Origin of the sequence: Paenibacillus sp. FSL H8-0283 (genome assembly GCF_045040675.1) — a bacterium.
Taxonomy (GTDB): Bacteria; Bacillota; Bacilli; order Paenibacillales; family Paenibacillaceae; genus Paenibacillus; species Paenibacillus amylolyticus.
Genome location: NZ_CP150295.1, coordinates 6,460,512 through 6,475,125, shown reverse-complemented (window position 1 = coordinate 6,475,125; position 14,614 = coordinate 6,460,512). Strand labels below are relative to the sequence as shown.

Sequence of the window (14,614 nt, the reverse complement as noted above, 5' to 3'; positions counted from 1 at the left end):
AATATTATAGTCTGTATTTAAGTTGTACTCGAACCGTTACATGAGTACAATCAACGACTTCTTAATCTTCGATTCTTTTCTTTTTAAATTTCATCAGGAACTCATACACAATCGGTACGATAACCAGTGTGAGCAGCGTGGAGCTGATCAGACCGCCGATTACAGTGATTCCGAGTCCTTTGGAGATGATACCCGCACTCTCTTCGAGACCCGTTACCAGCGGCAACAGGGCACCAATGGTCGCGAGAGCGGTCATCAGGATTGGACGCAGACGAGTTGCACCGGCTTCCAGCAAGGCTTCACGGGTAGGCATACCCTCTTTTTCCTTGTGAATAACACGGTCGATCAACACGATAGCGTTGGTGACCACGATACCGATGAGCATCAGTCCACCCATCATGGCGGAGACGTCGAGCGTACCACCAGCGATGAACAGACCTACCATAATACCAATGACCGTAAATGGCAGGGAGAACAGGATTGCGAATGGTGCCAATCCGCCGCCGAATGTAACAACGAGCACGAAGTATACAATGGCGATGGCCGCCAGCATGGCGAGACCCAGTTGAGTAAAGGTATCATTAATCTGTTCGGTTGTACCGCCGAACTTCACTTCAACGCCATCAGGCAGATCCAGTTTGTCGATCTCAGCCTGTAGGTTACTCGAAGCTTTCGTTACATCCGAAGCCAGGATGTTGGCTGTAACTTGTACAACAACTTTACCATCAATTTGCATAATGGAGTTCGGGGACGTACCTTCTTCCACTTTGGCAACATCTTTGATTGGTACTTCAATGCCAAGCGGTGAAGTGACGGTTTCATCCTCAATCTCTTTAATGCTGCTGAATGATTTGTTGTCTGTCTCTACATATACTTTGTACGTTTTGTTATCAATATCGACTTCCGTAAGCACAGGACGTTCCCGTGCCGGGCTCAGCGTCATCGCCAGTTGGCCTGCAGTCAGGCCCAGGGAACTTAATTTCTCCTGATCCGCCACGAGCGTATACTGCCCGTAGGTGTCAGCAAGTGTTGTATCTGCTTTTTCAAAATTATCCTTATCCGCTTCAACCAGTTTCAGAATTTCATCCGATACAGGTTTGAGTTGCTCTACATTATCGCCATAGATGGAGAGACTCAGGCCGCTACCACCCAGACCGCCGGACATGTCGAGCTCATTCCAGGTACCTACGGTAACTTCTTTCTTCAGACCTTCTACAAGCTGTTCCTTCACTTTGGTAAAGTCTTTCGTGTCTTCGTTATATTCAATATAGAATAGAGCCGAGTTGGAACCACCGCCACCCATGCTGCTCAGTGGATTACTTCCGCCGATGGAATATTGCATTTTCTCCAGACCCGGTTGTTCCAGCAACCACTTCTCGGCAACAAGTGCTTCTTTTTCTACATCTTCACGCAAAGCTCCTGTTTGTGGGCTGTACGTAATGGTCACATATTTATCTTGTTGTTCAGGCAAGAAGCTTGCACCGATGAACGGGTACAGGAACAAACTGCCGACCAGCAGGATCACTGCAATACTGACCGTGATGAGTTTGTGTGACAGAGTCCAGTTCAGCAGGCGTTTGTAACCTTCCGCCATTTTGCCTGGTTTTTCTTCGTGATTCTGTTTGTTCTTCAACCCTCCACGGAACAGGGTGTGCGCAAGCATCGGCACAATGGTAATGGCAACGATCAGGGATGCCAGCAAAGCGAATACCATGGTCAGTGCAAATGGCGTGAATAACTCACCGACCATACCGCTTACCAATGCCAGTGGCAGGAATACAGCAATCGTTACGATGGTGGAAGAAAGAATTGGAATGAACATCTCGCGCGTTGCTTCACGAACCAGTTCACGGCCTTTCAGTTTCTCACCTTTGAGTGTTAATCTGCGGTAGATGTTCTCGATAACAACGATGGAGTCATCGACAACCCGTCCGATGGCAACTGTCATCGCACCCAGCGTCATCATGTTCAGAGTAATATCCATCATATTGAGCGCAGTCAATGCCATGAGCAAGGAGAGCGGGATCGAGATAATGGAGATAATGGTTGAACGAATATTACGCAGGAAGAGCAGGATGATCAGGATGGCAAACAAAGCGCCAAAAATGGCTTTGCCCAACATCGTGTTCACCGAGTCCTGAATCGGTTTACCTTGGTCGAGCAGGACAGTCAAATCAGCATTTTTGAACTGCGATTGCAACTCTTCCGCTTTATCTTTGACTGCGTTAACGACATCAACCGTGTTGGCATCGTTGGATTTTACAATGGAAATACCAATCGATTCCTTGCCGTCTGTCCGGGAAATGGATTCCGCTTGACCGATGACTTCGATCTTGGCAATTTCACTTAATTTCACTGTCGGGATACCAGCTGCGTTGGCAGCACCTGAAGGGCTACCTACACCGGCATTACCACCAGCGGCTTGGTCCGTTCCTTGTGAAGCACCTGGAGCGGTACCTTGACCAGCTTCACCAGTTGGTGCTCCAGAGCCTTGTGGGGCTACGTTTGAACCATTGCCTGCGGAAGCACCGGCACCGCCGGGTACAACTGGAATGGTAAGGTTTTTCAGATCATCGATGTCGATGATGTTACCATCTACAACAACGGCTTTCTGGGATTTATCCAGTTCAAACAGTCCAAGGGGCACACGAATGGATGAACCTTGAACGATGCCGTTTACCGTATCTTCCGTTAGGCCCAGCTCGGCCATTTTGGCTTGGTTAAACTTCAATTGAACTTCTTTCACATATTGACCGGACACCTGAACTTGAGCTACACCGTCAATGTCTTCGAGTGCAGGCTGAATATCCGATTCAACCAGTCGTGTCAATTGTTCCAGGTCACCGCCGTCCTTGTCGGACAGGCTCAGAGATACAACCGGGAAAGAGTTAATGCTGAACTTGGAAATGGTCGGCTTCTGCACACTGTCAGGCAGTTGAACTTCATTCAGTGCCTCACGAACGGTTGCAGTTGCGTTGGTCAGATCTGTTCCATAATCAAATTCGAGTGTGATCGATGCTGCGTTCTCCATGGAAGTGGAGGTCACCGTCTTCACGCCATCTACATTGCGTAGTTTTACTTCCAGCGGCTTCGTGACATCCTCAACAATTCCCTCCGGTGCAGCCCCCGGATCAATGGCAGTGACATTCAGAAACGGTACGTTGATGTTCGGAATTGTCTCTTGTTTCATCGTCAATCCGCTGTACAAACCTGCGAAAGAGATGATAATCGTCAGAATCCAAATCGCAAACTTGTTGTTCAGTGAAAAATTAATAATACCTTTCATACGATGGTTTCTTCTCCTCTCTGTTTCTCCTGTTTATGTGTGTGACGAGTCAGCTTGGATGAACCGGCTATACATGGCATCCAGAATATGCTGAAGCTCGGAGTGCAAAGATTGAATGGCAGTTACGTTCTCCAGATTGTGCATCATGCCCAGAATAATGGCACGCCGCGGTGTGAATTCCATCATCTCCTGCCGTAGAATGGCAATGGTCTCAAGTACATCATTCTTTGGTTGCCCAGCAGGCAATTCGGAGGCAGCAATATCCTGCATTTGCTTGATAATATGAATAGGATGCCGCATCACCGTGGAATCCGGATGGGGTTCGGTAATCCATGCAGGCCAGTCCTCCAAAGGAATCAAAGGCAAAGGTCGCTGCTTAAGGAATCCGTGCGCTGCATAATCCATCATTTGCAGTAAATTTGTTGCCATTTTGGTAACAGTAAGGGACGGCATCTCTGTAAACCAGATCTTGACGTAGGAAAGGAATAGCCCCTGTGTCAGCAAAATAAGGTCAATCGTATAAGGTTCAATCTCCGATCCGTACTGCTCCTCCAGCTTATCCTTAAACCAATGTAAGGTACGGACTTCCAGATCTCTTTGCAGCGGATGGCATTGTTCCTTGCGTTGCTGTTCATCATCCATCATCATGCTGCGCATCTGTACTCGCAAAAATTCCTTGAGCTCGGCAACATGGATCAACAGTGTCTCAATTTGCTTGTGAAGACGTTCACGCGAGGTAAGGCTGGTTTCATGCTCAATCTGTGTCATCTCGTCCATGAGCGTGTACATGCAGTACTCCAGAGTACTGGCTTCTAATTCCTCTTTGGATTTGAACATGATGTAGAGGCTACCTTTGGACATCCCGCATAATTCTGCAATCTCTTGCATGGATGTTGCAGCACTGCCTTTGGATGAGAATAACTTGAGTGCTGTAGTAATGATGAGCTTTTTCTTCTCATTCATCTCATGTATAGGGTTCATTAGAGATACATTCACCTCATCAGGGAACTTGTGAGTTCTTGAATTGACTTTAAGGTCAAAATAAGTATAAACGATCTGGTTAAAGGAATTCAAATGGGAGTAAATTGGAAAATGTATATGGGGAAAAGTGGCTGATCAAAGGGAAGGAGAGACGGCAAGTAACAAGGCGTAGCTTGTATGTACGATATGGATAAGGTATCAAGAACGTTTAAGTTAGTTTCCTCCAGTGAAGGCGTACAAGGCGAGTATAATAATGGCGACTAGAGCGATGAGATAGAAAATGGCCATGCCGATCAGAAGGGTATACCCTGTATAAGAGCCCATGCGTGCCAATAACTTTTTCATGATTTACGACATCCTTTCTTACGTGGCAAAGTATAAAGAGGTTCCCTATTTATATCATTCCCCAAAAAAGACGACTTTCTGATCGAAGTCGTCTTTTTTATATTACAGAATTTAATAGATATCATAATGGAAGCTAAGAATTACACGATAACGGAGATTGCAGAACTGACTTGAAGAAACGAAGTGTTCGCCTTAAAGCTTTCTGTAAGAAAGCTTCTTCGGAAGCGTATGCTATCACCGGAGATATAAAGTGTAACTTCATTTCGTTCCATTATGTGATCAGTTTCAAACCAACGGCTGCCACCAAAATCATCGCGATAAACAGGATACGCTTCGCTTCTTTCCGTTCACCGAACAGGAACATGCCTGTTAACGTACTGCCGACCGTCCCGATTCCCGTCCACACGGCATATGCTGTGCCCATCGGAATGGACGTCATGGCGTAGGACAACAACGAGAAGCTGAACACAAACGACACCAGCATAAGTACGATGTATGGCCATCCTTTTTTGGTGGAAGCACCATTAATACCGATTACGCCGAAAATTTCACATATCCCTGCACCTACAATTGCCATCCAAGCCATTATACTGCACCTCCTTTGGCTTCTTGCTGATCCGTTACCAGCTTCAGTCCAATTACGCCGCAGAGCAGCAACCCGATGAGCAATACTTTGGCCAAGCGGAACGGCTCACCAAACAATACCATTTCCGTAAGGACGGTACCCGCCGTACCAATTCCCGTAAAGACGGCATACACCGTACCCACAGGTAGCCTTTTGGAAGCGGCAATGATCAGTCCAAAGCTGATCACGATGGCAATCCCCGTTAAAGTCCACTCCCAGGCATTCGAGGCATGTTTCAGCCCGCTTACCCAGACAATCTCAATAATTCCGCCGATAAATACATATAACCAGTTGCGATTCATGTTGTTAAATCTCCTTCCGGCACAACGCTGTGCGCCTCGTCGTTCAAATGATGAATGCCATGCCAAAATACAGGCCAGGCTGCTTCCAACCGTCTCTTGTACCGACGGGAACTTCCATAGATAATTTCCACGGTAATACCGTCCAGAAACGTCATGAATGCAATGGCAGCCTGTTCCGCGGGAATGGCCGGAATATCTCCATGACGCATTGCCCGTTGTAGCAGACGATTCAGTGCACGTTCCATGCCATCGATAAACGGATACACCTGATCCATCACTTCGCCATACAGAGAAAGGGGGGGGTAAAAACAATTACGCAACATCAAACGAGCCGAAGCATGGGCATTGTATTCTTGTTCGAACCAGATCAACAAGCCTTTCAGCCTCTGCTCCAATGGCAGATCCGCATGATCACGGAAATATTCCAGTGTGTGCCGTGTTACCTCGTGAAATGCAAAGTCCAGTGTGTGTAAAAACAAGTCATCCTTGCAGCTGAAATGCGCATATATGGAAGGTTTTTTAATCCCGACTTCATCAGCAATAGCTCTCAGAGAAGCTCCCTCATAGCCATCTCTGGCAAAATGGAACAGGGCTGCATCCCGAATGGATTGTGCAGTCATTCAATCACCTTCCTAACGGTCGTTAGGTAATTATATTTTCACACTTTACATCACCTGTCAAGATGAAAATATCCGCCTGCACAGTAGAGTACAGGCGGATATAACAGGTATGGATGTGGTTTCTGATCAAAAGGTCGTAAGACCCAGAATCAGTTGCAGCTTATATAGGATACCTTTCAAAAACGTAGTCTTCTCCTGGAACTCATCCAGGTCTAACGTGAACTCGGCATCATTATTATTCCATATGCGCTCAAAATAATTCGCGATATCGAGTGTGAACTTATTGTCTGGAGGTGCAGCAACCCATAGATCATTCTCCAGATTGTAGTCATTCATGTTTCGGGGGGTGAAATTGGTTGAACCCCCGAGGACAATATGATCTCCGGTTGCTTTGGCAAGATAGATCATCTTGGTATGGTATTGCTCCTTGGTGGTGTTATACCAGCGGATCTGTATTTTACCGTCGGATTTATCATGCAATTCAGCGGCGACAGGACGGTTCGGAATCCCGATCTTTTCCTGACCAAAAGCATTTTCATTTGGATCTAGTACAAGCCGGATCTCGGTTCCTCGTTTTGCCGCTTCCAGCAGGGCTTCCAATACTTTCGGAGAGGCCACATAGAACATGCCCATCCATAAGGTGTCACCTTTGCCAGCCTGATTGATCTCATGGAGTACAGCGTCATTCACTTTGCCTTCAGTTAAATAACGTATTCGTATATCTCCCGTGTTTGAATTCGAGGAAGGAGCTGTGTAGGCAGGAACCTTGCCTCCGCCTGAGATGTCGAGAACAGCTTGCTCGGACTGAAGAATATCGCCAATGATTGGACCTGTTACTTCAAATGCAATATTTGAGTGATAGGCACTCGCATCATGGATATTGCCAGAAGAGACAATCGCTGTCTTCTCACTAACAACAACTTTGCGATGATTGGCCTTCACGTTGAGCAGCTTGAGATAGGAACGGACCGTTACATCCGGACCATCCGTGGCCATCAGGTTTTTGATCCAGCCATCTCCGGATTGCCCAAACCATTGGAAGAAGGTCCGCCAGACCGCAGAGTATACTGGAGTTGAATCACGCAAAGGGTCCACATCCGTGATGACCACATGAATGCCTGCTTGTTTCATTTGTTCCAGCAACGGATTGGGTGCTGAGTTATAGTTGGTATTTACTTCATCTGTAATGAACCAGATATCCATATCAGGATGCTGATTTTTTTTGGTAACCAGCGCTTCGGTGAATTCAGTACTCACGGGAGGAAAGTTCTGTCCCTTGTGCTGATAATTATTGAACAGGAACATATCCACCAGGACAAACTGCTCTGCTTCCTCCACAATTTGCATCATGCGCTGGAAAATCTGTTGTTCATGCTGCATCTGTCCGTCGGAGGAAGGATAAGTGAGGTCGTGCAGGAACTCGACTTGATCCACACGATACTCCGGACTTTCGTAGGAAATGCCCGCTGGTAATGGTTTGTAGGTCTGATAGAGCATGACGGCGATGAGCCATAGGACCAATAGGACAAGTCCTGTTCGTATGTATGGAAATTTGCCGCGTGAAGATTTGCGGTCTGATATATGGCGGCGTAATGAGGCCAACGGTGGACTCCCCCTTCTGTACTTGCTGACTTCTATTACCACACGGATGATAACGTTGACGCAGGAGAACCCGCTAGCATAACGAATGTAGCGGTAAAATGCATATGGCAAAATTGGCAGTATGCAATCGACAGGTGTCTGAGCGTTGTGTATAATGAGTGTATTATTTTTGTAGAATGTTAGGGTTTTCATATGCCTGACAAGGACGGGGAACCAATGATATAACCTTTGAAATCTGGACATTTAGGAAAGAAAGTGGGTAATAAGGTGTATTCCATCAAACAAGTCGCTGCCATGCTCGGTATCCCGACGGTGACGCTCCGGGCTTGGGAGAATCGGTATAGTGCGGTCACCCCTGAGCGGACGGAATCGGGTTATCGAATGTATACCGAAGAGAATGTTGCGGATCTGCGCTGGTTGAAAGAACAGGTTGAGCTACATCAGACCAATATTTCGGAAGCGGTACGGATGTTGAAAGTAAACAAATTAAATCCGCCCGAGGCTGTGCCCACGCCGATCATGGCTCCGGTGCCTACGATGGAAGAAGCCTACGCACGCATGGCAGATCAGATCTATGACTCGCTCTACAACTTTCAGGGTGAACGTGCCAATGGTTTGATTGATTTTGGGTTCACCATGTATGGGTATGACTCGATGTTCTATCATGTGTTGGTGCCCATTCTGGTTCGGGTTGGAGATGCATGGGAGCAAGGTAGGGCTTCGGTGGCTCAGGAACACTTCATGACACAGCTGATATCACAGCGGTTTTATCAGTTTTTCCATCTGTTCCCGATCTATCCGCATCTGCCCAAAGTTCTGGCGTTGTGTCCGGAAGGGGAGCATCATCAGGTCGGATTGCTGCTGTTCTCTCTTTTTATGCGTAAAAATGGAGCAGAAGTACTGTATCTCGGTGCGAACACGCCAGAAGAAGGCATCTTCCCGATTATTCGGGAGCAAAAGATCAAGTTGGTCTGCCTGTCAATCACAAGTCCAGGGCTTCTTGTTAAATGTGATCAGCTCGTCGAGCGGATTATGAACGAGTTCCCGCATATTCGCTTTGTACTTGGAGGTAAAGGCTATGAGCGTGCAGAGCATGCGCGTTATCCGCAATGGATTATGCCGGAGAGTTCTGCGGACTGGCAGTCGTGGATGGAGCGTGAATATCTCTCCGAGCGATCACCTGGTGCACGGTTTGGACAAGCCAATAATTAAACATAATCTCAAATGATATGAATAGGTTAGTGTATAAAGGACATCCTTTGACGAAAGTGATCAAAGGGTGTTTTTTGTGTTTATAAATGGATTACCAGGTATTTGACCGACGGGTCATTTTTTGGTTTACAAGCTCGTATAATATTTGTATTATATTTGTATAATGTTTTTGCTAGTTACCGCTTAAAGTGTTCTTGGGCGGTTTAATAATAGGTTAGGGGCTAGAGAACTATAGGAATTCCCTACATAGAAAGGTGAGTGGCATGATACCGAATCAACAACGCAAACGTGCAGCTGTCATTGGCGCAGGTCCAGGTGGACTTGCAGCAGCGATGTTATTGTCCGGTCAGGGGTACGAGGTAGATGTGTATGAGAAACAGCCAGTCATCGGGGGGCGTTCTGCCAGATTGGAACTGGGTGAATATCGATTCGACCGCGGTGCTACATTTTTGATGATGCCTCAGCTGATTGAAGAGATGTTTGACGTGGTGGGACGTAAGTTATCCGATTATGTGCATATGAAAGAGTTAACCCCACTGTACGCACTGAACTTTGGTGATAAGGTGTTCACGCCTTCTCGTAATCGGGAAGATACAGCTGCACAGATTAAGGAATTGTTTCCGGGTAATGAAGACAATTACCTTCGGTTCATGCAAGAAGAAGAAGTGAAATTTGGCAAAGTCATGCCTTTACTCCGTCGTCCTTTTGGCAAGCTGACTGACTATTTGCGCAAGGATGCGGTAACAGCTCTACCTAAGCTTGATGTCCACAATACAGTCTATGGAATCTTGTCCCGCTATTTTACAGACGAGCGTCTGCGCTGGGCATTTACATTTCAATCCAAATACCTTGGCATGTCTGCCTGGGATTGTCCGGGCACCTTTACCATACTATCGTTTATTGAGCATCACTACGGATTGTTCCACCCCATTGGCGGCGTGAATCGGATCTTCCAAGCCATGGCCGATGTCGTGGAAGAATACGGAGGACGCATACATACTTCCACCCCGGTGAAACAGGTCATCGTTCGCAATGGTCGTGCAGAAGGTGTGTTGCTTGAGAACGGTGAACGCATCGAAGCAGACCATGTGGTGGTGAACGCCGACTTTGCACATGCGGTTAACCATCTGTTTGAACCAGGCGTGCTTAAGAAATATACCCCGGAGAAAATGAAACGCAAAAAGTATTCCTGCTCTACAGCAATGCTGTATCTGGGCGTGGATGGTGATGTGGATCTGCCGCATCACTCGATCTATTTTCCCGAGGACTACCGGTTAAACGTTGATGAGATTACAAAGCATAAAATGTTATCAGCCGATCCATCTCTATATATTCATAACCCTTCCAGACTTGATTCGACGCTGGCACCGGAAGGGAAATCTGCTTTGTATGTTCTTATGCCTACGCCTAACCTTACCGCAGACATTGATTGGGAGGCAGAACGGGAGAATGTGCAGGAGGCCATGATGAAACGCATGGAAGGCATTCCTGAGCTGGCAGACATACGCAACCGTATTGAAGAATGTATGCTGTTCACTCCACTTGATTGGCAGACTGAACTAGATGTGTATCGCGGAGCAACGTTTAATATGGCACATAACCTGGGTCAGATGATGTATCTGCGTCCCCATAACCAGTTTGAAGAGTTGAAAAGTGTATGGCTGGTAGGCGGCGGAACACATCCGGGTAGCGGGTTGCCCACGATCTTCGAATCGGCACGGATCAGTGTCAGACTGATTCAGGAAGAGGACGCACGCACACGTTCCAAGCCATCCTCTTATGTGAAGACGGCAGAAGCCAGAGGGCATTCATGAAGCGGGCCGCTATTGTAGGCGCAGGGATTGGCGGACTCACTTCGGCACTGTTATTGAACCGTCAAGGCTGGGATGTCACCGTGTATGAACGGGGTTCCCGCGTTGGCGGACGCATTGGATATGAGCAGGAAGGCGAGTATCGGATCGATCAGGGGCCAACGATCGTACTGCTGCCGGAGATGTTACTTGGCATAATGGAGGAAGCAGGCGTAGATCGTTCGAAGATTGAGTTACTTCGCTGTGATCCGTTATACAGAGTGCATTACCACAGTGGTCGTGTCATGACCAAGATGACCTCACGTGAAGAGCAGACGGCGGAGATTGAACGTTTGTTCCCGGGAGAGAGCCGGGGATTCTCACGATTCATGAAAGATATGGACACGTTGTTTCCGGCAGGCAGGGCAGCGTTTCTGGAAAGGGCTTTTCCGCGCAAAAGGGATTTCTTCACCCCTTCGCTCATGTCACTCATGGGCAGATTGCGTGCACACAAAAGTGTCCGGAAAGCGGTAGGCGATTATTTTGAGCATGAGGAATTGCTTGATGCGTACTCTCTGCAAAGTTTATACATCGGTGGATCACCGTTTGGAACGCCAGGTATCTATTCCCTTTTGCCTTACGCAGAGCATGAATATGGCATCTGGATGGTCAAAGGTGGATATGCAGCATTGCCGGCTATTCTGGAACAGGAACTGATATCACGTGGTGGGCGTGTCGTGCTGAATTCGGAAGTGACCGGACTCAAGATTAAAAATGGTGTGTGTGAAGGTATAGAAACGGCAGCAGGCGCAGAAAATGTGGATGCAGTTATCTACAATGGTGATTTCCCCCATCTATCAGGTTTGCTTGGACAATCACCAGAGGTAGCACGTAAAAGAAAACCGTATCGTCCCTCTTCCGGATGTGTATTGCTCTATGTGGGCGTGGACAAAACCTGGGAAGATGCAACGACGCACCAGTTCTTCCTGCCACCGAGTCTTGAAGGCAGTTTGCAGGAAGTGTTCAATCAGCGACGCATTCCGGCAAAGTCCTCATTTTACGTATTTAATCCGGTCGCATTGGATGAAACTGCAGCGCCTCAAGGACAGAGTGTATTATATTTCCTCATTCCCGTACCAGATGCCGAAGGTGTCGACTGGGATCAGGAGAGTGAAGCATTGGCAGAACGGGTACTGGAAGAAGCGGAGCAACGTGGATTCCCGGGACTTCGTGCAGCGATCAAGTGGAAAAAGGTACGTACACCCGCTGACGCAGAGCGAGACGGGCTCTATGGGGGCGGAAGCTTTGGTATAGCACCTGTATTATTCCAGTCCGGTGTATACCGACCGCAACCCAAACCATTCCCTAATATCAAGGGATTATATGCCGCAGGAGCATCTGTACATCCAGGTGGCGGAGTGCCGATTGTAATGCAGAGTGCACGGATGGCCGTCAATCAACTCATGAAGGAGATGGGAACATGAATGAAGCGATTTTGAGCAGGTGTGAAGAGTTGATGCAAAAGGGTTCTTCCTCTTTTTATCAGGCCTTTAGAGGGCTGCCAAGTCCACGTCGGGAAGCGGTATATGTCATTTATGCCTTCTGCCGCATGATTGATGACAGTGTAGACGAGCCGGAACATTCGCCCTATACGATTCACGAGATCCATGATTTGTTTGATCAGTTGGACGACGCAGAAGGACATTTTATCTGGCCAGCACTGAGATGGTTGTTCAACAGCTTTCCTCATCTGGATAAGGGGCCATTTTTCCGTCAGATGGAAGGGCAGCTCACGGATCTTAAAGTAACACATTATACAACGATGCAGGAACTGGAGCATTATTGTTATCTGGTGGCCGGAACCGTAGGCGAGATGTTGTTGCCTGTATTGAGAGATGATAACGGCGCAGAAGTAGCGATGAACGGGATTGCTTTGGGTAAAGGGATGCAGATCGTTAATATTATTCGGGATGTTGGTGAAGATCGGGCCAGAGTGCGTCGGTATGTTCCGCTGGAAATCATGGAGAAGCATGGTTACACCGAGCAGGACTTTGAAGACGGGGTTGTGGACGAACGTTTTATTGCCATTGTTCATGAATTAAAAGCTGCAGCATTGAACTGGTTCCGTATTGGCATGGATCGTCTGGATACGTACCCAACGGAAAGTGCGTTTTCCATCGAGCTGGCAGCAGCCTTTTACTCCACCATTCTACACGCGGTTGAACGCAACGACTATGACGTATATACCAAGCGGGCATATGTTAGCGATGAATTGAAACTGGAGATGCTGGGTGCGATTGTGAAACGTTACCCGATGCTGGCCTATCAAGCCTCCCGAACGGCGGTATCCTGATGATCCAGTGGCTTTACTGGGCGTGGTATGTCATTGGAGCAACCTTGATGCTAACGATCGGTGTGCCTGACGTATTATCTTTTTCAAATGGTTTATTTCTAATCTTCTACGCATTGTATGTGCTGGATCTGATCTATCAAGGGCGTAATCGGACAGGCCTGTCCGACCAGTCAGTCATCTGGCTGAAACCCGGACTCTGGATATCCTCTGTGATTATCTGGCTTGGAGGTATGGGCGTAGAGTGGGTAGGCGTTCATACGCATTGGCCTTTTGGCGAGTATGCCTACTCAGACTTCTTCGGGATTCATCTGTTCAGTGTGCCAGTTACGCTGGGTTTCGCCTGGATCGCAGTGGTGGGTAACTCGGCGCTGTTAAGTGGCGGTGGTTCAACGTGGACTGGCAGATTGCTTCGAGCAGTGAAGACCGGGTTCTGGGCGATTGTACTCGATCTGGTGCTCGACCCTGTTGCGCATGCAAGAGGATTCTGGGAGTGGCAAGCCCCAGGTGGATTCTACGGTGTTCCGTGGACCAATTACATAAGCTGGTTTATCATGGGTGCATTCTTATCCCTTTTCCTTCCGGCCATGCCTAATGACCGTAGCTCATTGCTGCGTGCAAAATGGTTGTATCAGCTGTTTATTCTTCTGTTCGGCCTGCTTGCTCTAAAGGAAGGGATTACGGGCAGTTTTATCATCGCCATTGCTGGTGTGCTTCTTGCCGAAGGGAGCTGGCTCTATGATTCGCGCCGTAAAATCAAAAACGTTTAATCGTATTTTTGCCTTATACAATCACTATTATCTGCTACGTCGGCGCTTCCGCTCCTTCACGCTCACAGGGTCACTGGACCCGCAGGTGGACATCAGGGACAACTCCCCGATTGAAGCGACTCGTCCGGTGATCTATTTCATGAATCACAGCTCCTGGTGGGATGGTCTGTTGCTCTATCATGCGGCCAGGCAGACATCGCGGGGTGATCATTATGTGATGATGGAGGAGCAACAGCTTCAGCAATATGCTTTTTTTCGTAAATTGGGTGCGTATTCGATCAATAAGGAGAGTGCGTCCGGTATTCGGACCTCTCTACAGTACACCAGTGAATTATTGGATTCAGGTAAAAGGGTCTGGATTTTTCCCCAAGGAGAAATATTGCATCAGGAGGCCAGACCGATTCAGTTCCGTCCAGGCATCGGATTGTTACTTCGTCGTTCTCCAAATGCCATTGCTGTACCGGTAACCTTGTGCCATGGGATGGTCCAGCATGATTTACCGGAAATATCGATGCAGGCGGGCCCGGCTGTGATGGAAGACTGGAAGGCGTTGAAGAGTGAAGAGATTGCCGCCAGACTCGGCCATGTGCTGGAACAGCAGTTAGACGATCATAGATCAGAGCTTATACGGATGGGGCAGGGAAGTTTGCCAGATGCGATTCCACTGATTCGTCATGTACGTTCGACAAGTGAAAAATACGATGCGGCACGAAAGCGGGTGAACCGTTAGC

13 protein-coding genes are annotated in these 14,614 nt (G+C 47.8%); 6 read left to right on the top strand and 7 right to left on the bottom strand.

Annotated features, from left to right (window positions below; all coding sequences use genetic code 11):
* Window positions 1-61: 61 nt before the first annotated feature.
* From MHI52_RS28510 to MHI52_RS28480, 7 genes are all read right to left on the bottom strand, one after another.
* The gene (locus MHI52_RS28510; RefSeq protein ID WP_339284507.1) at window positions 62-3,286 is read right to left on the bottom strand and encodes an efflux RND transporter permease subunit; all 3,225 of its coding nucleotides are present in this window, start codon (window positions 3,284-3,286) and stop codon (window positions 62-64) included.
* Between the two features lie 33 nt (window positions 3,287-3,319).
* A complete protein-coding gene (locus MHI52_RS28505; RefSeq protein WP_036612627.1) occupies window positions 3,320-4,267 on the bottom strand; it encodes a TetR/AcrR family transcriptional regulator in 948 nt (315 codons plus the stop codon).
* A gap of 213 nt (window positions 4,268-4,480) precedes the next feature.
* A complete protein-coding gene (locus MHI52_RS28500; protein WP_280523080.1) occupies window positions 4,481-4,612 on the bottom strand; it encodes a hypothetical protein in 132 nt (43 codons plus the stop codon).
* Window positions 4,613-4,883: 271 nt separating this feature from the next.
* Entirely contained in the window at window positions 4,884-5,198 is a 315-nt protein-coding gene (locus MHI52_RS28495; protein WP_017691901.1) for a multidrug efflux SMR transporter, read from the bottom strand.
* Window positions 5,198-5,539: a multidrug efflux SMR transporter gene (locus MHI52_RS28490; protein ID WP_017691902.1), complete on the bottom strand. Its 342-nt coding sequence runs from the start codon at window positions 5,537-5,539 to the stop codon at window positions 5,198-5,200. The genes MHI52_RS28495 and MHI52_RS28490 overlap by 1 nt, the downstream gene beginning before the upstream one ends.
* Window positions 5,536-6,159, bottom strand: a complete 624-nt coding sequence (locus tag MHI52_RS28485) for a TetR/AcrR family transcriptional regulator (RefSeq protein WP_405158040.1) — start codon at window positions 6,157-6,159, stop codon at window positions 5,536-5,538. The genes MHI52_RS28490 and MHI52_RS28485 overlap by 4 nt, the downstream gene beginning before the upstream one ends.
* Window positions 6,160-6,285: 126 nt before the next feature.
* Window positions 6,286-7,761, bottom strand: a complete 1,476-nt coding sequence (locus MHI52_RS28480) for a phospholipase D family protein (RefSeq protein ID WP_405158039.1) — start codon at window positions 7,759-7,761, stop codon at window positions 6,286-6,288.
* Between the two features lie 267 nt (window positions 7,762-8,028).
* Between MHI52_RS28480 and MHI52_RS28475 the strand changes: the two genes are divergently transcribed.
* The 6 genes from MHI52_RS28475 to MHI52_RS28450 all read left to right on the top strand — a co-directional run bounded on the left by MHI52_RS28475 (window position 8,029) and on the right by MHI52_RS28450 (window position 14,613).
* Window positions 8,029-8,973, top strand: coding sequence for a MerR family transcriptional regulator (locus tag MHI52_RS28475; RefSeq protein WP_076319235.1), 945 nt, complete (start codon window positions 8,029-8,031; stop codon window positions 8,971-8,973).
* A gap of 263 nt (window positions 8,974-9,236) precedes the next feature.
* The gene (locus MHI52_RS28470; protein ID WP_315370811.1) at window positions 9,237-10,787 is read left to right on the top strand and encodes a phytoene desaturase family protein; all 1,551 of its coding nucleotides are present in this window, start codon (window positions 9,237-9,239) and stop codon (window positions 10,785-10,787) included.
* Window positions 10,784-12,247, top strand: a complete 1,464-nt coding sequence (locus MHI52_RS28465; protein ID WP_315370812.1) for a phytoene desaturase family protein — start codon at window positions 10,784-10,786, stop codon at window positions 12,245-12,247. The genes MHI52_RS28470 and MHI52_RS28465 overlap by 4 nt, the downstream gene beginning before the upstream one ends.
* Entirely contained in the window at window positions 12,244-13,116 is an 873-nt protein-coding gene (locus tag MHI52_RS28460) for a phytoene/squalene synthase family protein (protein ID WP_036612612.1), read from the top strand. Before MHI52_RS28465 ends, MHI52_RS28460 begins: the two co-directional genes overlap by 4 nt.
* The gene (locus MHI52_RS28455) at window positions 13,116-13,883 is read left to right on the top strand and encodes a carotenoid biosynthesis protein (RefSeq protein ID WP_405158038.1); all 768 of its coding nucleotides are present in this window, start codon (window positions 13,116-13,118) and stop codon (window positions 13,881-13,883) included. The genes MHI52_RS28460 and MHI52_RS28455 overlap by 1 nt, the downstream gene beginning before the upstream one ends.
* Complete coding sequence (locus tag MHI52_RS28450) at window positions 13,852-14,613, top strand: lysophospholipid acyltransferase family protein (RefSeq protein ID WP_405158037.1); 762 nt, start codon at window positions 13,852-13,854, stop codon at window positions 14,611-14,613. The genes MHI52_RS28455 and MHI52_RS28450 overlap by 32 nt, the downstream gene beginning before the upstream one ends.
* Window position 14,614: the final 1 nt, after the last annotated feature.